This is a genomic window from Streptomyces sp. NPDC059567, from assembly GCF_042735655.1.
GTDB lineage: Bacteria > Actinomycetota > Actinomycetes > Streptomycetales > Streptomycetaceae > Streptomyces.
Genome location: NZ_JBHWBS010000002.1, coordinates 25,967 through 43,735, shown reverse-complemented (window position 1 = coordinate 43,735; position 17,769 = coordinate 25,967). Strand labels below are relative to the sequence as shown.

General features: G+C 70.8%; 17 protein-coding genes and 1 pseudogene. 11 read left to right on the top strand and 7 right to left on the bottom strand.

Annotation, left to right across the window (positions count from 1 at the left end):
- Positions 1 to 25: 25 nt before the first annotated feature.
- Positions 26 to 1,273: a PotD/PotF family extracellular solute-binding protein gene (locus tag ACFVZW_RS01630; protein ID WP_384515129.1), complete on the bottom strand. Its 1,248-nt coding sequence runs from the start codon at positions 1,271 to 1,273 to the stop codon at positions 26 to 28.
- Between the two features lie 29 nt (positions 1,274 to 1,302).
- Positions 1,303 to 2,817: a gamma-aminobutyraldehyde dehydrogenase gene (locus ACFVZW_RS01625; RefSeq protein ID WP_384515127.1), complete on the bottom strand. Its 1,515-nt coding sequence runs from the start codon at positions 2,815 to 2,817 to the stop codon at positions 1,303 to 1,305.
- 175 nt (positions 2,818 to 2,992) lie between these two features.
- Between ACFVZW_RS01625 and ACFVZW_RS01620 the strand changes: the two genes are divergently transcribed.
- The gene (locus ACFVZW_RS01620; protein WP_384515125.1) at positions 2,993 to 3,541 is read left to right on the top strand and encodes an NADAR family protein; all 549 of its coding nucleotides are present in this window, start codon (positions 2,993 to 2,995) and stop codon (positions 3,539 to 3,541) included.
- A 68-nt stretch (positions 3,542 to 3,609) separates the two neighbouring features.
- On the opposite strand, the gene ACFVZW_RS01615 is transcribed toward ACFVZW_RS01620, so the two are convergent.
- Positions 3,610 to 4,248, bottom strand: coding sequence for a DUF4190 domain-containing protein (locus tag ACFVZW_RS01615; protein ID WP_384515122.1), 639 nt, complete (start codon positions 4,246 to 4,248; stop codon positions 3,610 to 3,612).
- A gap of 75 nt (positions 4,249 to 4,323) precedes the next feature.
- Between ACFVZW_RS01615 and ACFVZW_RS01610 the strand changes: the two genes are divergently transcribed.
- From ACFVZW_RS01610 to ACFVZW_RS01585, 6 genes and pseudogenes are all read left to right on the top strand, one after another.
- On the top strand, positions 4,324 to 5,349 hold the full coding sequence (locus ACFVZW_RS01610) for an adenosine deaminase (RefSeq protein ID WP_384515119.1): 1,026 nt from the start codon (positions 4,324 to 4,326) through the stop codon (positions 5,347 to 5,349).
- 28 nt (positions 5,350 to 5,377) lie between these two features.
- Positions 5,378 to 6,100, top strand: coding sequence for a glycerophosphodiester phosphodiesterase (locus ACFVZW_RS01605; RefSeq protein WP_384515116.1), 723 nt, complete (start codon positions 5,378 to 5,380; stop codon positions 6,098 to 6,100).
- Positions 6,097 to 6,882, top strand: coding sequence for an SAM-dependent methyltransferase (locus tag ACFVZW_RS01600; RefSeq protein WP_384515113.1), 786 nt, complete (start codon positions 6,097 to 6,099; stop codon positions 6,880 to 6,882). The genes ACFVZW_RS01605 and ACFVZW_RS01600 overlap by 4 nt, the downstream gene beginning before the upstream one ends.
- Positions 6,883 to 6,967: 85 nt before the next feature.
- Positions 6,968 to 7,666, top strand: a pseudogene (locus ACFVZW_RS01595) (sensor histidine kinase); the annotation flags it as partial.
- Positions 7,663 to 8,334: a response regulator gene (locus ACFVZW_RS01590; RefSeq protein WP_384515110.1), complete on the top strand. Its 672-nt coding sequence runs from the start codon at positions 7,663 to 7,665 to the stop codon at positions 8,332 to 8,334. The pseudogene ACFVZW_RS01595 and the gene ACFVZW_RS01590, both read left to right, overlap by 4 nt.
- Before the next feature lie 102 nt (positions 8,335 to 8,436).
- Entirely contained in the window at positions 8,437 to 9,612 is a 1,176-nt protein-coding gene (locus ACFVZW_RS01585) for a serine hydrolase domain-containing protein (RefSeq protein WP_384515107.1), read from the top strand.
- Here ACFVZW_RS01585 and ACFVZW_RS01580 read toward each other — a convergent pair.
- From ACFVZW_RS01580 to ACFVZW_RS01565, 4 genes are all read right to left on the bottom strand, one after another.
- The gene (locus tag ACFVZW_RS01580; RefSeq protein WP_384515105.1) at positions 9,591 to 10,136 is read right to left on the bottom strand and encodes a hypothetical protein; all 546 of its coding nucleotides are present in this window, start codon (positions 10,134 to 10,136) and stop codon (positions 9,591 to 9,593) included. The genes ACFVZW_RS01585 and ACFVZW_RS01580 overlap by 22 nt on opposite strands.
- Positions 10,137 to 10,166: 30 nt before the next feature.
- On the bottom strand, positions 10,167 to 10,700 hold the full coding sequence (locus ACFVZW_RS01575) for an HXXEE domain-containing protein (RefSeq protein ID WP_384515102.1): 534 nt from the start codon (positions 10,698 to 10,700) through the stop codon (positions 10,167 to 10,169).
- A gap of 23 nt (positions 10,701 to 10,723) precedes the next feature.
- On the bottom strand, positions 10,724 to 11,887 hold the full coding sequence (locus ACFVZW_RS01570; RefSeq protein WP_384515099.1) for a PotD/PotF family extracellular solute-binding protein: 1,164 nt from the start codon (positions 11,885 to 11,887) through the stop codon (positions 10,724 to 10,726).
- A gap of 143 nt (positions 11,888 to 12,030) precedes the next feature.
- Complete coding sequence (locus tag ACFVZW_RS01565) at positions 12,031 to 13,467, bottom strand: gamma-aminobutyraldehyde dehydrogenase (RefSeq protein ID WP_384515096.1); 1,437 nt, start codon at positions 13,465 to 13,467, stop codon at positions 12,031 to 12,033.
- Between the two features lie 206 nt (positions 13,468 to 13,673).
- On the opposite strand from ACFVZW_RS01565, the gene ACFVZW_RS01560 reads away from it, so the two are divergent.
- The 4 genes from ACFVZW_RS01560 (at position 13,674) to ACFVZW_RS01545 (ending at position 17,603) form a co-directional block, all read left to right on the top strand.
- On the top strand, positions 13,674 to 14,165 hold the full coding sequence (locus ACFVZW_RS01560; protein WP_362368194.1) for an Lrp/AsnC family transcriptional regulator: 492 nt from the start codon (positions 13,674 to 13,676) through the stop codon (positions 14,163 to 14,165).
- Positions 14,150 to 15,529, top strand: a complete 1,380-nt coding sequence (locus ACFVZW_RS01555) for an aspartate aminotransferase family protein (protein WP_376439517.1) — start codon at positions 14,150 to 14,152, stop codon at positions 15,527 to 15,529. The genes ACFVZW_RS01560 and ACFVZW_RS01555 overlap by 16 nt, the downstream gene beginning before the upstream one ends.
- Before the next feature lie 218 nt (positions 15,530 to 15,747).
- Positions 15,748 to 16,476 carry an ABC transporter ATP-binding protein gene (locus ACFVZW_RS01550; RefSeq protein WP_384515093.1) on the top strand — a complete coding sequence of 243 codons (729 nt, stop codon included), beginning with the start codon at positions 15,748 to 15,750 and terminating at the stop codon, positions 16,474 to 16,476.
- Positions 16,458 to 17,603, top strand: coding sequence for a hypothetical protein (locus ACFVZW_RS01545; protein WP_384515090.1), 1,146 nt, complete (start codon positions 16,458 to 16,460; stop codon positions 17,601 to 17,603). The genes ACFVZW_RS01550 and ACFVZW_RS01545 overlap by 19 nt, the downstream gene beginning before the upstream one ends.
- Positions 17,604 to 17,769 lie beyond the last annotated feature (166 nt).

The window sequence follows — 17,769 nt, the reverse complement described above, 5'->3', positions numbered from 1 at the left end:
TCGTAAGGGGGTGGACGACGATTGCTCAGGCACCGATGAGCTTGGCGAACTTCTCCTCGTACGCCGTCTCTTCCTCGCTGGTGAGCGAGCGGAAGGCATGCGACTTCGCGGCCATGGCCTTGTCCGGCAGGATCAGCGTGTTGTTCGCCAGCTCCGGGTCGATCTTGGCGAGCTCGTCCTTCACCCCGTCGACCGGGCAGACGTAGTTGATGTACGCGGCCAGCTGCGCGGCGACCGGGAGCTCGTAGTAGTAGTCGATGAGCTTCTCGGCGTTGGCCTTGTGGCGTGCCTTGGCCGGGACCAGCAGGTTGTCGCTGGAGGTGATGTAACCGGCGGACGGTATCGCGAACTTGATGTCCGGGTTGTCGGCCTGCAGCTGGATGACGTCACCGGCCCAGGCGAGGCAGGCCGCGAGGTCTCCCTTGTCCAGGTCGGAGGTGTAGTCGTTGCCGGTGAAGCGCCGGATCTGCTTCTTGTCGACGCCCTTCTGCAGCCGGCCGATCGCCTCGTCGTACTCGGCGTCGGTGAACTTCCCCGGGTCCTTGCCCATGTCGAGCAGGGTCATGCCGACGGAGTCGCGCATCTCGGTGAGGAAGCCGACCCGGCCCTTGAGCGAGGGGTCGTCGAGGAGCTGGGTGACGGAGTCGACCTTCTTGCCGCCGGTCGCCTTGGAGTTGTAGGCGATGACGGTGGAGATGCCGGTCCACGGGTACGAGTAGGCCCGGCCCGGGTCCCAGTCGGGGCGACGGAACTGCGCGGACAGGTTGGCGTACGCGGTGGGGAGGTTGGCCGCGTCGAGCTTCTGCGCCCAGCCGAGCCGGATCATGCGCGCCGCGAGCCAGTCGGTGACGCAGATCAGGTCGCGGCCGGTGTCCTGGCCGGCCGCGAGCTGCGGCTTGATCTTGCCGAAGAACTCGACGTTGTCGTTGATGTCCTCGGTGTACTTGACCTTGATCCCGGTGCGCTTGGTGAACGCCTCCAGGGTGGGGCGGGACTTCTCGTCCTCGCTGACGTCCATGTACTCGGTCCAGTTGGAGAAGGCGAGCTGCTTCTCCTTGGCCGAGAAGTCCGTGGACGCGGGCCCCTGGCCCTCCCGCTTGGCCGGCGGGATGCCACAGGCGCTCAGGGACGCGAGGCCCCCGATCGTGAGCGCGCCGACGCCTCCGGCGCGCAGCATCGAACGGCGGGTGAGGGCGCCCCGGCCGCTCGTCAGACTGCGCCGCATCGCGGCGAGTTGCGCGGGGGACAGGCTGTCGGGCTCGTACTGCTCCATGCGCTGTGCCTCTCGGGGGTTGGGGAGGACTACCGGTCTCCGAAGATCGTGCGGTGCCAGTCCTTCCGGGCCACCGCGGTGTTTTCGTACATCACATGCTTGACCTGCGTGTACTCCTCGAAGGAATACGCCGACATGTCCTTTCCGAACCCGGACGCCTTGTAGCCGCCGTGCGGCATCTCGCTGATGATCGGAATGTGGTCGTTGACCCAGACACAGCCCGCCTTGATCTCGCGGGTGGCGCGGTTCGCCCGGAAGACCTCGCGGGTCCAGGCGGATGCGGCGAGGCCGTAGGGGGTGTCGTTGGCGAGCCGGATGCCCTCGTCGTCGCCGTCGAAGGGCAGGGCCACCAGGACCGGTCCGAAGATCTCCGACTGCACGACCTCGCTGTCCTGCGCGGCGCCGGTGATCAGGGTCGGACGATAGTACGCACCGTTCTTCAGCTCCCCGCCCGGGGCCTCGCCGCCGGTGACGACGGTGGCGTAGCCGCGGGCACGGTCGACGAAGGCAGCGACCCGGTCGCGCTGGGCGTGGCTGATCAGGGGACCCAGGTCGGTGGACGGGTCGAAGGGGTCGCCCAGGCGGACGGTCTCCATCAGCTCGGCGACCCGGGCGACGAAGGCGTCGAAGAGCGGGCGCTGGACGTACGCGCGCGTGGCGGCGGTGCAGTCCTGGCCGGTGTTGATGAGGGAGGCGGCGACGGCGCCGTGGGCGGCGGCCTCCAGGTCGGCGTCGTCGAAGACGACGAAGGGGGCCTTGCCGCCGAGTTCGAGGTGGAGCCGCTTGACGGTGGAGGTGGCGATCTCGGCGACGCGCTTGCCGACCGCGGTGGAGCCGGTGAAGGAGGTCATGACCACGTCCGGGTGGCCGACGAGGTGTTCGCCGGCGGTGCGTCCGGCGCCGTTGACGATGTTGACGACACCGTCGGGGATGCCGGCGTCGGTGGCCGCCTGGGCGAACATCAGCGAGGTGAGCGGGGTGAGTTCGGCCGGCTTCAGGACGATCGTGTTGCCGGCCGCGATCGCCGGGAGGATCTTCCAGGCGGCCATCTGGAGCGGGTAGTTCCAGGGGGCGATGGAGCCGACGACACCGATCGGCTCGCGCCGTACGTACGAGGTGTGGTCGCCGCTGTACTCGCCGGCCGACTGGCCCTGGAGGTGGCGGGCCGCTCCGGCGAAGAAGGCGGTGTTGTCGACCGTGCCCGGTACGTCGAACTCGGTGGACAGCTTGATGGGCTTGCCGCACTGGAGGGACTCGGCGCGGGCGAAGTCCTCGGCCCGCTCGGCGAGCACCCCGGCGAACCGGTGCAGTGCGTCCGAGCGCTCGCCGGGGGTGGCACCGGCCCAGCCCGGGAACGCGTCCTTCGCGGCGGCGACGGCGGCGTCCACGTCCGCGGTGCTCGCGAGTTCGTAGGTGTACACGCGCTCGCCCGTGGCCGGGTCGACGACGCTGTGCTCCTCACCCGAGGTCCCGGGCCGCAGACGCCCGCCGATGTACTGTGCGCCGTCCGCGAAGCGGTCCGTCACCTGGAAGCGGTTGCCCATGACGCTCTCCGTTGTTCCAGCTCGAATTGAGTGCCGATCCTGACAGAGCTATACCAGGCCAACAAGTGATTCCGTTGTTGCCTTTTGGTTACGCGACGGAATCGGTCGACCATGTGTCGAGGGGTCGGGTAAATGACCGTACGGAATGTCCGTGGCGGCTGCCAGAATCGCGTGCATGGGGAAGATCGACGAGTTGACGGAGCAGGTCAGCAGGGGCAAGAGGGTGAAGTGGCTGCATTTCTGGGGTCACCGCCCCAGGCCGGACGGGCAGCTCTCGGCGAGCTGTCTCAGCCAATGGTGGACGTCACCCTTCGAGGTCGACGGGGTGCGGTACGCGACGGCCGAGCACTGGATGATGGCGGCGAAGGCCCGGCTCTTCGGCGACCCGGAGGCCGAGCGGGCCGCGCTGTCGTCCCGTACGCCCGCGGAGGCGAAGAAGGCCGGGCGGCTGGTGCGGGGCTTCGACGAGACGGTGTGGGAGCGGGAGCGCTTCGGGATCGTCGTGGAGGGCAGCGTCCACAAGTTCGCGTCGGACGACGCGCTGCGGGCGTTCCTGCTCGGCACGGGCGGCCGCGTCCTGGTGGAGGCGAGCCCGCTGGACCGTGTGTGGGGCATCGGTCTCGCCGCCGACGACCCCCGCGCGATGGACCCCGCCCGCTGGCGGGGGCTGAACCTGCTGGGCTTCGCGCTTATGGAGGCGCGGGAGCGCCTGCGCGGCGCGTAGCGGCGGCGCGCACGAGAAGGGGCCCCGGCGGCCGGTAGGCGCGGGGCCCCTTCTGCTGTGCGGGCGTTCTAGCGGTTCTGGACCACCAGGCTCGTCGCCCACGGGTCGTCCGTGTCACTGCCGTAGGTCTCGTCCTGGGCGATGGCCCAGATGATGAAGCCCAGGAAGACCGAGCTGATCAGGATGCCGATCGCGCCGAGGACGATGCCCGCGGTGGCCATCCCGCCGTTGGTCGCCTCGCCCCGCTGCACCTTCTTGCGGCCGATGACGCCGAAGACCAGGGCCAGGATGCCCAGGACGACGCCGAGGCCGTACATGCAGAAGCCGACGGTCGCGATGATGCCGAGCACCATCGCCGCCGTGCCCATCCCGTTGGACGGGGCCGCCTGCCAGCCGGTCTGGCCGTAGCCGCCGCTGTATCCCGGGTAGCCGGGGTAGCCGTACGCCGTCGGCGCGGACGCGGCCGGCGTCGCGGCCGGGTAGCCGTACGCGCCGGGCGTGGTCGCGGGCCCCCCGGGGGCGACCGGCGGCGGCGGCACGTCCCCGGCCGCCGGCATCGACGTCATCGTCGGCTGCTCGTGCACCGGCGGACGGTCCTGCGGCGCCGGCGTCGCCGGCTTGCTCAGTTCCACCCCGTCGCGGTTCGGCGGAGCCCACGGGTCCGCCGGGTCGTACCCGCCCCGAGGCTGGTCGCTGTTGTCAGACATGGGCCTCCCCCATCGTGGTCACGCCATGCTACGACCTCGCCCCGACGGCGGACCTGCCCGGCCTACGATGATCCGATGACCGATCTCCACTCCTTCATCGCGGGCCTCCCCAAGGCCGAGCTGCACGTCCACCACGTCGGTTCGGCCTCTCCGCGGATCGTCTCCGAGCTGGCCGCCCGTCACCCCGACTCGAAGGTCCCCACGGACCCCGAGGCGCTCGCCGACTACTTCACCTTCACCGACTTCGCGCACTTCATCGAGGTCTACCTCTCGGTCGTCGACCTCGTCCGCACCCCGGAGGACGTCCGGCTGCTGACGTTCGAGGTCGCCCGGGACATGGCGCGGCAGAACATCCGGTACGCCGAGCTGACCATCACCCCGTACAGCTCCACCCGCCGCGGGATCGACGAGCGCGCCTTCATGGCGGCCATCGAGGACGCCCGCAAGGCCGCCGAGGCCGAGCTGGGCATCGTGCTGCGCTGGTGCTTCGACATCCCCGGCGAGGCCGGCCTGGAGGCCGCGGAGGAGACCGCCCGGCTCGCGGTCGACCTGCGCCCCGAGGGCCTCGTCTCGTTCGGGCTCGGCGGCCCGGAGATCGGCGTACCGCGCCCGCAGTTCAAGCCGTACTTCGACCGGGCGATCGCGGCCGGCCTGCGCTCCGTCCCGCACGCGGGCGAGACGACGGGCCCCGAGACGATCTGGGACGCCCTGAACGAGCTGGGCGCCCAGCGCATCGGCCACGGCACCAGCGCCGTTCGGGACCCGGCGCTCCTGGCCCACCTGGCGGAGCACCGGATCGCCCTGGAGGTCTGCCCGACCTCGAACATCGCGACCCGCGCCGTCGCCGATCTGGACCAGCACCCCATCAAGGAGATGGTGGCGGCCGGCGTCCTGGTGACGATCAACAGCGACGACCCGCCGATGTTCGGTACGGACCTGAACAACGAGTACGCGGTCGCCGCCCGTCTCCTGGAGCTCGACGAGCGCGGTCTGGCCGCCCTCGCCAAGAACGCGGTCGAGGCGTCCTTCCTGGACGAGGCCGGGAAGGCCCGCATCGCCGGCGAGATCGACGACTACACGGAGACGTGGCTCGCGCGCTGAGCGGCGTCCCAGCCGCAACAATGGCCCCATGGACCACGTCACCCTGGACCACGTCACTGTCGTAGGCCACCGCGGCGACCCGTACCGCGTGCGGGAGAACACGGTCCCCTCGATCGTCTCGGCGATCGAGGGGGGCGCGGACGCCGTCGAGATCGATGTACGGCTCACCCATGACGGCGTCCCCGTCCTGCTCCACGACGACACGCTCGAACGGCTGTGGGGCCACGACCGGCCGCTGTCCGCGCTCACCCACGCGCAGCTGCGGGAGCTGACCTACGGCGGGGTGCCGACGCTGCGCGAGGCGCTGATCGCGGCCGGGCCGCACCGGCTGATGCTCGACCTGCCCGGCGGCAACGAGGAGTCGGTCCGCACGATCGTCGGCACGGTCCGCGAGTGCGGGGCCGCCGAGCGCGTCTACTACTGCGCGGGCGGGGTGGCGATGCTCCAGGTCCGGGCCGCCGACCCGGCCGCGGAGATCGCCCTGACGTGGACGACACTGGCGCCGCCGCGTGCGGTACTCCTCGACGCGGTGAAGCCGCGCTGGCTCAACTACCGCTTCGGCCTGGTGAGTCGGGAGCTGGTGGAGCGGGTGCACCGGGACGGGTACCTGCTGTCGGCCTGGACCGCCGACACCCGGCGCTCCATGCGTAAGCTCCTGTCCCACGGGGTGGATGCGATCACCACCAACCGGGTGGACGCGCTCGCCGCCGAACTGCGAGCCGCCGAACTGCGAAGGGGGGACCACCGGTGACAGGGGCCGAGCGGATCCGGACCGACATCGCGCACAACGCCCGGGTGTGGAACTACTGGTTGGGCGGCAAGGACAACTACCCCGTCGACCGGGCGGTCGGCGACCAGGTCACCGGTCTCTACCCGAGCATCGGTGAAGTGGCCCGCGCGGACCGGGCGTTCCTCGGCCGGGCGGTGACACATCTGGCGGCCGACGCCGGGGTGCGCCAGTTCCTGGACATCGGCACGGGCCTGCCGACGGCCGACAACACCCACGAGGTCGCCCAGCGGGTCGCGCCGGACGCCAGGATCGTCTACGTCGACAACGACCCGATCGTACTCACGCACGCCCGCGCGCTGCTGACCAGCGCCCCGGAGGGGATCACCGAGTACATCGACGCGGACGCGCGGAATCCGGAGCTCATCCTGGAGGCGGCGGCGCGGACGCTCGACCTGTCGCGTCCGGTCGCGGTGATGATGCTCGGCATCCTCAACTTCGTCCTCGACACCGACGAGGCCCGGTCCGTCGTCCGCACGCTGATGGACGCGGTCCCCTCCGGCTCGTACCTCGTGCTGACCCACCCGACGCTGGAGCCGGAGCTCGGCGGCGAGGGGAACGTGGCCGCGATGGCGTTCTGGAACGAGAACGCGACGCCGCCGATCACGGCCCGCACCCGCGCCGAGTTCACCTCCTTCCTGGACGGTCTCGACGTCCTGGAGCCGGGGATCGTCTCGTGCGCGAGCTGGCGGTTCGCCCCGGCGAGCGAGGTGGCGCAGTTCGGCGCGGTGGGCCGGAAGCCGTAATGGGCATACGGGGGGACGTACGGGGGTGGTGGGAGCGGGCGCGGGAGTTCGGGGCCTCCCGTCCGCAGGCCGTGGACGTCGGGACGGGCGGCTGACCGACGCCCGGCAGAGGGCCCATCGCGTCGAGGCCGAGCAGGCGGCGGCGCGTGAACGGGCCCGGATCGCCCGGGAGATGCACGACATCCTCTCCCATGCGGTGAGCCTGATGGTCGTGCAGGCGGAGGCCGGTCCGGTGGCGGTGCGGGCGGCTCCGGAGCGGGCGGAGGCCGCGTTCGACGCGATCTCCGCGACGGGCCGGGACGCCATGGTTCAGCTGCGCCGGATGCTGGGGGTGCTGCGCGACGGGGCGGAGGGCGACGCGCCCCGGGAGCCGCAGCCGGATCTCGGCGGGCTGCCGGAGCTGATGGAGCGGGTCCGGGCCAGTGGGCTGGACGTCTCGTACGCGACGGCGGGCGGGGTGCGGGCCCTGCCGCCCGCCGTCGGGGCGACCGTCCACCGCATCGTCCAGGAGGCGCTGACGAACGTGGTGAAGCACGCCGGGGCGCGCACCGCCTCCGTCCGGCTGGCCCATGCGGACGGCGTCCTGGAGATCGTGGTGACGGACGACGGGCGCGGTCCGCGGCGCGGTTCCCCGGCGGGCTCCGGCGGGCACGGTCTCGTCGGGATCCGCGAGCGGGCGGCGGCGCACGGCGGCACCGCGGTGTGTGGACCGGGGCCGGACGGCCGGGGCTTCGAGGTGCGGGTCGCGTTCCCCGTGACGTCTCCCGCGGAGGTGGGGCGTTGACGATCCGCGTGGTGGTGGCCGACGACCAGGAGCTGGTCCGCAGCGGCTTCTCGATGATCCTGGAGGGGCAGTCGGACATCGAGGTGGTCGCGGAGGCGGGCGACGGGGCCGAGGCGGTCGAGGTCGTGCGCCGGCACGACCCCGATGTGGCGCTGCTCGACATCCGGATGCCGCGCATGGACGGCATCGAGGCCTGCCGGACGATCAGCGCCGAGTCGGCCTGCCGGACGGTGATGCTGACGACCTTCGACTCCGACGAGTACGTGTACGAGGCGCTGCATTCGGGCGCGAGCGGCTTCCTGCTGAAGGACGTGCGCCGGGACGACCTGGTGCACGCGGTACGGGTGGTGGCGCGGGGCGACTCGCTGCTCGCCCCGTCCGTGGCCCGGCGCCTGGTGGCGGAGTACACCCGCCCGACCCGGCGCGCGCCCCGGCCCGATCCGCGCCTCGACGCGCTGACGGCCCGCGAGCGGGAGACGCTGCTGCTGCTCGCACGGGGTCTTTCCAACGCGGAGATCGCGGCGGAGCTGGTGGTGAGCGACCACACGGTGAAGACGCACGTGGGGAACGTGCTCGCCAAGCTGGGTCTTCGGGACCGGATCCAGGCGGTGATCTGCGCGTACGAGAGCGGGCTGATCACCGCCGGCTCTCCCCCGCCCGGGGGATGAACGGGGCGGGCGAAGATCCCCCGCTCCGGCGATCCGTGGATCGCCGCAGGTCAGCAGGATGAGAGTCATCGAGAACACCGGCTCACATCCACGGAGTTGACCATGAGGAACACCATGCGCACGCTGCTGGCCGCCGCCCTCGTCCTGGGGGTCGCGGCGGGCCCCGCGGTGCTGCCGGCCGCCGCCACGGGCCCGTCGGCTCCCGCGTCCGCGGCGGCGCCGGCCTCGAACACGGCGCTCGAAGCGGCGATCGCCGGACTGCCGAAGACCTCTGCCACGGCCGCGCTGGTACGGGTCGGGGGCACCGAGGGCGTCTGGCGCGGCACCTCGGGCGTGCACGATCTGGCGTCGATGCGCCCGGCCGACGCGGACGCCCGCTTCCGGGCCGGTTCGGTGACCAAGGTGTTCACGGCCGCGGTCGTGCTCCAGTTGGCCGCCGAGGGGCGGCTGGACCTGGACCGCCCGGCCCGCTCCTACCTGCCGGAGCTGATCCCGGCCCGGTACGGGAAGGTGACGGTCCGCCAGCTGATCAACCACACGCACGGCATTCCCGCCCCGGAGTTCGCCGGCACGACGGTCGAGGAGTGGTACGCGAACCGCTTCGAGATCCACGACCCGCGGGAGATGGTCCGCTCGGCGACGGCGAAGGAGCGGGAGTTCGCCGCCGGCACCCGCCAGCACTACCTCAACATCGGCTACACGATCGCGGGTCTGCTGATCGAGCGGGTCACCGGCGACACCTACGAGGACCAGGTCGCGGCGCGCGTCCTGCGGCCGCTGGGGCTGCGCGACACGTACTTCCCCGGGACCGACCCCCGTATCAGGGGTCCGCACAACCACGGTTACCAGACGATGAGGCTGGACGACGGCACGACCGGGCTGCGCGATGTGTCGGTGTGGGGGACGACGGACGGCTGGGCGGCCGGCGACATCATCTCGACGACGGCCGATCTGGAGCGTTTCACGACGGCCCTGTTCCAGGGTCGGGTGGTGCACGGCCCGCTCCTGGAGGAGATGTTCACGCTGCCGAAGGTCACGGACTTCACGAGCGGCGACCCGGCCGCGTACGCGGCCGGGCTGGCGATGAAGAAGCTCGGCGGGCGTGAGGTGTGGGGAAAGACGGGCGGCCGCTGGGGCTACAACGCGGCGATCGCCTCGACCCGCGGCGGCTCGCGCACGCTGGTCTACAGCGTCAACTCCACGGACGCGAAGGGCGAGGGCATGAACGAGGTCGCGCAGAACATCATGGTGGCGACCTACGGCGCGCCGACGGCCTGAGGCGCCTCGGCCACGGCCCCCACCGCTTCGAGACGCTTGATCATCCGGCGTACGACGAGCAGCGGGATCACTCCGAAGACGCCGAACGACATGTCGATGACGGACCACCAGAAGGGGATGCCCCGGATCGGGCCGCAGATCAGGGCGAGCGGGATGATCCCGGCACAGGCGATCATCCCGAACTCGATCACCCAGATGTTCCGGACGGGGTCGCGGTAGGGGCCGTAGAACGCGACGGCGATGACGAGGTGGGCGAAGGCCAGCCAGTCGGTGCCGTAGAGCAGGAAGGGGTACTGCGCGTCGGCGGTGTCGAGTCCGTCCCGTACCCGCTCGATCCACTCCAGGAGGCCGGGGAAGAGCTCGGCGACGGGCGACGCCCAGGACGTCAACGCGTCCTCGATCAGGTGCAGTTCGGTGACGAGCGGGAAGGCGGTGACCCCGCTCAGCACCAGACAGACGATGAAGACGACCAGCCACACACGGATACGCCTGAGAAGGGCCTGCGGCCCCTTCGCCTCGTTCATGACAGCACCCTACGCCCGTCATGAACGCGTTCAAAAACCGGGGTGGCCGGTCACCTTCCGCGCGAGGGCGTGCGCGGCGACGGTCACGCCGGCGGCCAGCGCGAGCCCGGTCACCACGTCCCGGGCCCGCGTCGGCCGCAGCACACCGGCCCGCCGCAGCCGCCCGCGCGCCCAGAGCGTGAAGGGCACGACGATCAGCGGCGAGGTCGCCGATCCTGGCGTGTACCCGCGGACGGCGGCGGCCTGCGCCAGATGGACGAGGCCGTGCAGGCCGAAGCCGTTCAGCGCGGACTGGTAGAAGGCGGACCGGCCGCCGGAACGCTGTCCGGCGACGGCCGCGGCGGCGACGACGGCCCCCACCGCCGTCACGGCGACGGTGAACTCCCGCTCGTCGACGCTCTCCACGACCTTCCACACCGCCTCCGGGGCCTGCGGGAAGCGCTCGCGCAGCTCCGGCAGATGCTCCCGGAGCCAGCGGGGTCCGAGGAGGAGCTCCTCGGTGTCGTGCAGGGCCCAGGCGGCCAACAGCCCGTACGTCACGGCCGAGTTCACGTTCGAGTTCACATTCGAGGTCACCCCCGGTGAACTCACAGGCCGACGATCGAGTTCCACCTCTTCGCGAACGCGGTCCGCTCCTCCGAGGTGATGTCCCGGGCGATCGCGAGCCGCCCCCGCATCTCGTCGTCGGGGAAGATCAGCGGGTCCTCGGCGAGGGCCGCCAGCTCCTCGTCGTCGGAGTCGGCCAGGACGTCGCGGGCGGCGGGGACCGGGCAGACGTAGTTGACCCAGGCGGCGAGCTCGGCGGCGACCTCGGGCTCGTAGTAGTAGTCGATCAGCTTCTCGGCGTTGGTCTTGTGCCGCGCCAGGTTGGGGATCATCAGCGACTCGGCCCACAGCTCGGCGCCCTCCTCGGGGACGACGAACTCGATGTCGGGGTTGTCGGCCTGGAGCTGGATCACGTCGCCCGAGTACGCCTGGCAGGCCAGCACGTCGCCGGTCGACAGGTCCTTGATGTAGTCGTTGCCGGTGAAGCGGCGGATGTGCCGGTTCCGTACGAGCCCCTCGATCTGCTCGCAGACCGCGTGGAAGTCGTCGGCGGTCCACTTGGTCACATCGACGCCGTTGCCCTGCATGAGCAGGGCGAAGGACTCGTCGAGCCCGGAGAGCAGGGTGACCTTCCCGCGCAGTTCGGCGTCCCACAGCTCCTTGACCGACCGGATCTCCCGGCCCAGCTTCTTGCGGTTGTACGCGATGCCGGTGATCCCGGACTGCCAGGGGACGGAGTGCAGCCGGCCCTCGTCGAAGGAGGGTGAGCGCAGCTGCGGGTCCAGGTACCGGGTGACGTTCGGCTGCTTCGCCCGGTCCATCTCCTGCACCCAGCCCAGCCGTACGAACCGGGCCGCCATCCAGTCGCTGACGACGATGAGGTCGCGGCCGGTCTCCTGGTGGTTCATCAGCGCCGGGCTGATCTTGCCGAAGAACTCGTCGTTGTCGTTGATCTCCTCGGTGTAGCGCACGGAGATCCCGGTGCGGGCGCCGAAGGCGTCCAGCGTGGGCCGCTTCGAGGTGTCGTCGTCATCGGTGTCGATGTAGAGGGGCCAGTTCGCGAAGTCGAGCGTCCGGTCCCGAGCTGACAGGTCCCGCCCGGCCCGCTCCCCCGGCTCGACATAGGCGGCGGGCACTCCGCACCCGGCGAGCACGGTCGCGGCCCCCACACCACCGATCCCGCGCAGCAGGGACCGGCGGGACATGTTGTTCCTGGCTGTCGCTCTCACCCGTGCAGCATCCCGGGCCCGCCGCGAAGGAACAATGGACGGTACGTCGACCGAACGGCCGCGGCCCCGACACCCTGTCGATCAAGAGTGTCGGGGCCGCGGACGGAACAGCCGGCGATCTAGCCAAGAGACGTCATCACGTGCTTGATGCGCGTGTAGTCCTCGAAGCCGTACGCCGAGAGGTCCTTGCCGTAGCCGGACTTCTTGTAGCCGCCGTGCGGCATCTCCGCCACCAGCGGGATGTGGGTGTTGATCCACACGCAGCCGAAGTCCAGCGCGCGCGACATCCGCATCGCGCGGGCGTGGTCCTTCGTCCAGACCGAGGAGGCGAGGGCGAACTCGACGCCGTTGGCGAACTCCAGGGCCTGGCCCTCGTCACGGAAGGACTGCACCGTGATGACCGGGCCGAAGACCTCGTTCTGGACGATCTCGTCGTCCTGCTTGAGGCCGGAGACGACGGTCGGGGCGTAGAAGTAGCCCTTCTCGCCGACCTGGTGGCCACCGGCCTCGACCTTGGCGTGGGCCGGGAGGCGCTCGATGAAGCCGGAGACCTGCTTCAGCTGGTTGGCGTTGTTCAGCGGGCCGTACAGCACGTCCTCGTCGTCCGGCTGCCCGGTCTTCGTGTCCGTGGCCGCCTTGGCGAGCTGCGCCACGAACTCGTCGTGGATGGACTCGTGCACGAGGACACGGGTCGCGGCCGTACAGTCCTGGCCCGCGTTGAAGAAGCCCGCCACCGAGATGTCCTCGACGGCCTTGGCGATGTCGGTGTCCTCGAAGACGACGACCGGGGCCTTGCCGCCCAGCTCCAGGTGGACGCGCTTGACGTCCTTGGACGCCGACTCGGCGACCTGCATGCCGGCGCGTACCGAACCGGTGATGGAGGCCATCGCCGGGGTCGGGTGCTCGACCATCGCCTTGCCGGTCTCGCGGTCGCCGCAGATCACGTTGAAGACGCCCTTGGGCACGATCTGCCCGATGATCTCGGCGATCAGGACGGTCGACGCGGGGGTCGTGTCGGACGGCTTGAGGACGACCGTGTTGCCCGCGGCGAGCGCCGGGGCGAACTTCCACACGGCCATCATCATCGGGTAGTTCCACGGCGCGACCTGGGCGCAGACGCCCACGGGCTCGCGGCGGACGATGGAGGTCATGCCCTCCATGTACTCGCCGGCCGAACGGCCCTCGAGCATCCGGGCGGCACCCGCGAAGAAGCGGATCTGGTCCACCATGGGGGGAATCTCTTCGCTCGCCGTGAGGGCGACGGGCTTGCCGGTGTTCTCGACCTCGGCGGCGATCAGGTCCTCGGCGCGCTCCTCGAAGGCGTCCGCGATCTTCAGCAGGACCTTCTGGCGCTCGGCCGGCGTCGTGTCCCGCCAGGCCGGGAACGCGGCCGCGGCCGCGTCCATGGCGGCGTCGACGTCCGCCTGTCCGGAGAGCGGAGACGTGGCGAAGACCTCGCCCGTGGCCGGGTTGACCACATCGATGGTCCGTCCGTCGGCGGCGTCCCGGAACTCCCCGTTGATGTAGTTACGCAGCCGGCGCAGCTCGGTGGTCACTTTGCCACCCCTCCTGTCACGTTCATGGTCGCACTTCATCGTGCGGCGTCCCGTTTGCTGAGACACCTCAGCCTAATCGCTTACCTGACGCTTTCGACAGGCCCGACATCCGCCAACTTCGGATTCAGTGAGATCCGACGCCTGAAACAACGAATTACATCGCTCTGGGCTTGCCAGACCGACGAGTCTCGGTGCAGAGTGAAGCCGTGGCCAGTCAAAGCACGAACTCCAGAACCGGTTCCGGTTCGTCCCCGACGATCGATGCCGTCTCCCTGGCGATCATCGAGCAGCTCCAGGAGGACGGTCGCCGTCCGTACGCCGCCATCGGCAAGGCCGTGGGCCTGTCCGAGGCGGCCGTTCGACAGCGCGTCCAGAAGCTGCTCGACCAGGGCGTCATGCAGATCGTCGCCGTCACCGACCCTCTCACCGTGGGCCTCCGGCGGCAGGCGATGGTCGGCATCAACGTCGAGGGTGACCTCGATCCGGTCGCGGACGCGCTGACTGCCATGTCTGAATGTGAGTACGTGGTGATGACCGCGGGCTCGTTCGACCTGATGGTGGAGGTCGTCTGCGAGGACGACGACCACCTGCTGGATGTGATCAACAAGCGCATCCGGACCCTCCCCGGCGTGCGCTCCACGGAGAGCTTCGTCTACCTCAAGCTCAAGAAGCAGACCTATATGTGGGGAACTCGATAACCGTGACCCAGGACCTGTCCAAGACCGCGTACGACCACCTGTGGATGCACTTCACCCGCATGTCGTCGTACGAGAACAACCCCGTCCCCACCATCGTGCGTGGTGAGGGCACCTACATCTTCGACGACAAGGGCAAGCGCTACCTCGACGGTCTCGCGGGTCTCTTCGTGGTCAACGCCGGTCACGGCCGCAAGGAGCTGGCCGAGGTCGCGTACAAGCAGGCCCAGGAGCTCGCGTTCTTCCCCGTGTGGTCGTACGCGCACCCCAAGGCCGTCGAGCTCGCCGAGCGGCTGGCCGACTACGCCCCGGGCGACCTGAACAAGGTCTTCTTCACCACCGGCGGCGGCGAGGCCGTCGAGACCGCCTGGAAGCTGGCCAAGCAGTACTTCAAGCTGCAGGGCAAGCACACCAAGTACAAGGTCATCTCGCGTGCGGTCGCCTACCACGGCACCCCGCAGGGCGCCCTGTCGATCACCGGCCTGCCGGCCCTGAAGGCCCCCTTCGAGCCGCTGGTCCCCGGCGCGCACAAGGTGCCGAACACCAACATCTACCGCGCCCCGATCCACGGCGACGACCCCGAGGCCTTCGGCCGCTGGGCCGCCGACCAGATCGAGCAGCAGATCCTCTTCGAGGGCCCCGAGACCGTCGCGGCCGTCTTCCTGGAGCCGGTGCAGAACGCCGGCGGCTGCTTCCCGCCGCCGCCCGGGTACTTCCAGCGCGTACGCGAGATCTGCGACCAGTACGACGTGCTGCTCGTCTCCGACGAGACCATCTGCGCCTTCGGCCGCCTCGGCACGATGTTCGCCTGTGACAAGTTCGGCTACGTGCCGGACATGATCACCTGCGCCAAGGGCATGACCTCGGGCTACTCCCCGATCGGCGCCTGCATCGTCTCGGACCGCATCGCGGAGCCGTTCTACAAGGGCGACAACACCTTCCTGCACGGCTACACCTTCGGTGGCCACCCGGTGTCGTCGGCGGTCGCGATCGCCAACCTCGACATCTTCGACAAGGAAGGCCTGAACCAGCACGTGCTGGACCAGGAGGGCAACTTCTTCGAGACCCTGAAGAAGCTGCACGACCTGCCGATCGTCGGCGACGTCCGCGGCAACGGCTTCTTCTACGGCATCGAGCTCGTGAAGGACAAGGTCACCAAGGAGTCCTTCACGGACGAGGAGACCGAGCGCGTCCTGTACGGATTCCTCTCCAAGGCGCTGTTCGAGAACGGTCTGTACTGCCGTGCCGACGACCGTGGCGACCCGGTCATCCAGCTGGCCCCGCCGCTGATCGCCGACCAGGGCACCTTCGACGAGATCGAAGGCATCCTGCGCTCGGTGCTCACCGAGGCGTGGACCAAGCTCTGACCGTCCCCGCCCTTCGAGGCACAGGACCTCACGCCGCCCTCACGGCGTGACCCCGGCCCGGGTATGCCGCCATCCGAGTGGATGGCGGCGGCCCGGGCCGCGTGCTGTCCGTACAAACGGATCCGAATACTTACGGTGCCCAGTGACCGACAGGCCCGTCCCTTCGTTCCCCCGGACGGGGGAACGCAAGAATCGGATCCGACATCGAGGTGTACGCGATGGCCCCACCGGACAACGACGTGCTCTGGGCGCGTTCCCTGCACTGCACCCTGGAGGGCTCGGACGTTCTCACCGGCGTCTCCCTGGGCGTGCGCGAGGGCGAGATCCTCGCCCTGATCGGCCCGCGCGGAAGCGGGAAGACCACGCTGATGCGCTGTCTGTCGGGACAGACGGTCGCCCAGCAGGGCGAGGTCTGGTTCAACAGCAGCCCCGTCCACACCATGAGCCAGTCCCAGCGCGAACGGCTGCGCCGGGACCGCTTCGGCTGGATCGACCCCGAGCCCGGGCTCGTCCCCGAACTGACCGCCTGGGAGAACGCGGCCCTGCCGCTCCTGCTGCGCGGTGTCTCCCACAAGGCGGCCAAGACCTCCGCACTGGAGTGGCTGGAGCGGCTCGACATCGGCATGCACGGCCGTAAGCGCCCGCACGCCCTGACCCAGTCGCAACGCCAGCGGATCGCCATCGCCCGGGCCCTGGTCACCACCCCGTCGGTCCTCTTCGCCGACGAGCCGACCGCCTCCCTGCACCGCGCCGACGGGTCCCAGGTACTGCGGACGCTCACCGCCGCGGCCCGCTCGCACGGCATCACCGTGCTGCTCGCCACCCACGACAGCGAGGTCGCCACCCTCGCCGACCGCTCGGTCGCCCTGCTCGACGGGCGCCGCGTCGGCACCGCGGCGCCGACCACCGGGGCGGAGGGCGTCGCCGCGTGCTCGCTCTCCGTCTAGTCCGCGGGACCCACCCCCTCGTCCTGCTGCGGCGCCTCCTGGTCGCCGCGGCGGCCGCGGGGGTCGGCTTTCTGCTGCTGTGCACGCTGGGGTACGCCGTGGGCCACCCGGACCGGTCGGCGGCGGCGACCCTGCGGCTGCTGTGGTGCCTGGTCCCCCTGGCGGCGACCACGCACTTCGCGGTCGCCGTGGCCCGCACGGACCCCAGCACGCGGCCGAGGCCCGGGCTCTCCGCGATCGGCCTCGGCCCTGCCCGGCTCACGGCGATCGCCGCCGCCTCGACGGCGGTCTCCTGCACGCTCGGCTCGATGGTCGCGCTGCTGTTCTACCTGCACCTGCGCGGGGACATCACCGGGCTGCCGTTCGACGGAGCCGCCGCCGAGCTGCTCGCCTCGCACCAGCCGATCCCGCTCGCGGCCGCACTCACCCTGCTCGCGATCCTGCCGGTGGTCGCCTCGACGGCCGCTGCGCTCGCGCTGCGCCCCCGCAGGACTCCCCCGGCCCCCGAGGGCATCGAGAAGACCGCCCCCTCCGGGCTCCCCTGGGGCGTGGCGCTCCTCGCGATGGGCCTCGCGGTCGAGACGTACGCGGGCGAGGGCGGCGGGGACGGCGCCTTCCCGCTGCCGGGCCGCTTCGACGGCAACCCCGGCGGCGTGCTGGCCGGCTGGATCCTCACCGCGCTCGGCCTCGCGATGGCGGGCCCGGGGATCACCCACTGGTGCGGCCGCCTGCTCCAGGCGGTCCGCCCCGGCGCGATCCGGCTCCTCGCCGGCCGGGTGCTGATGGACGAGTCCCGGCGCATCGGCCGCCCGCTCGGCGTGGTGTGCGCGGTGGCCTCGGGCGCCCTCGCGGCGGCGACGCTGTACGGCTCCCAGGCGGGCGGCTTCGGCCCGCTGACGGGCCTGGGGGCGGCGCTGGTGATGGCCTGCACGACGGCGACGCTGCTGACGGCGGCCCTGGAGTCCAAGCAGTGCCGCGCCCACACGACGGAAGCCCTGGTCCGCCTGGGCGCCCCACCCACAGCCCTCCGCAACGCGGCCCTGATGCGGGCGGGGGCCCTGCTGGCGGTGTTCCTCCCCCTGACGATCCTGGTGGGCCAACTGGCAGCGGTCCCGTTGAAGGGCTGAGCTCGGCGTGGGGCGTTCACCCCGCGCGGGCCGCCACTTCCCCACCCACGTGGGCTGTCGCCCGCTTCCCTCGATCCCGCCCCGCCACTGGGGTCCCCCGGACGGAGTCCGGGGGAGGGCGGGCGCACGGGACGGCCCCCCGCCGCCCCGCACCGCGCGGCGCCTC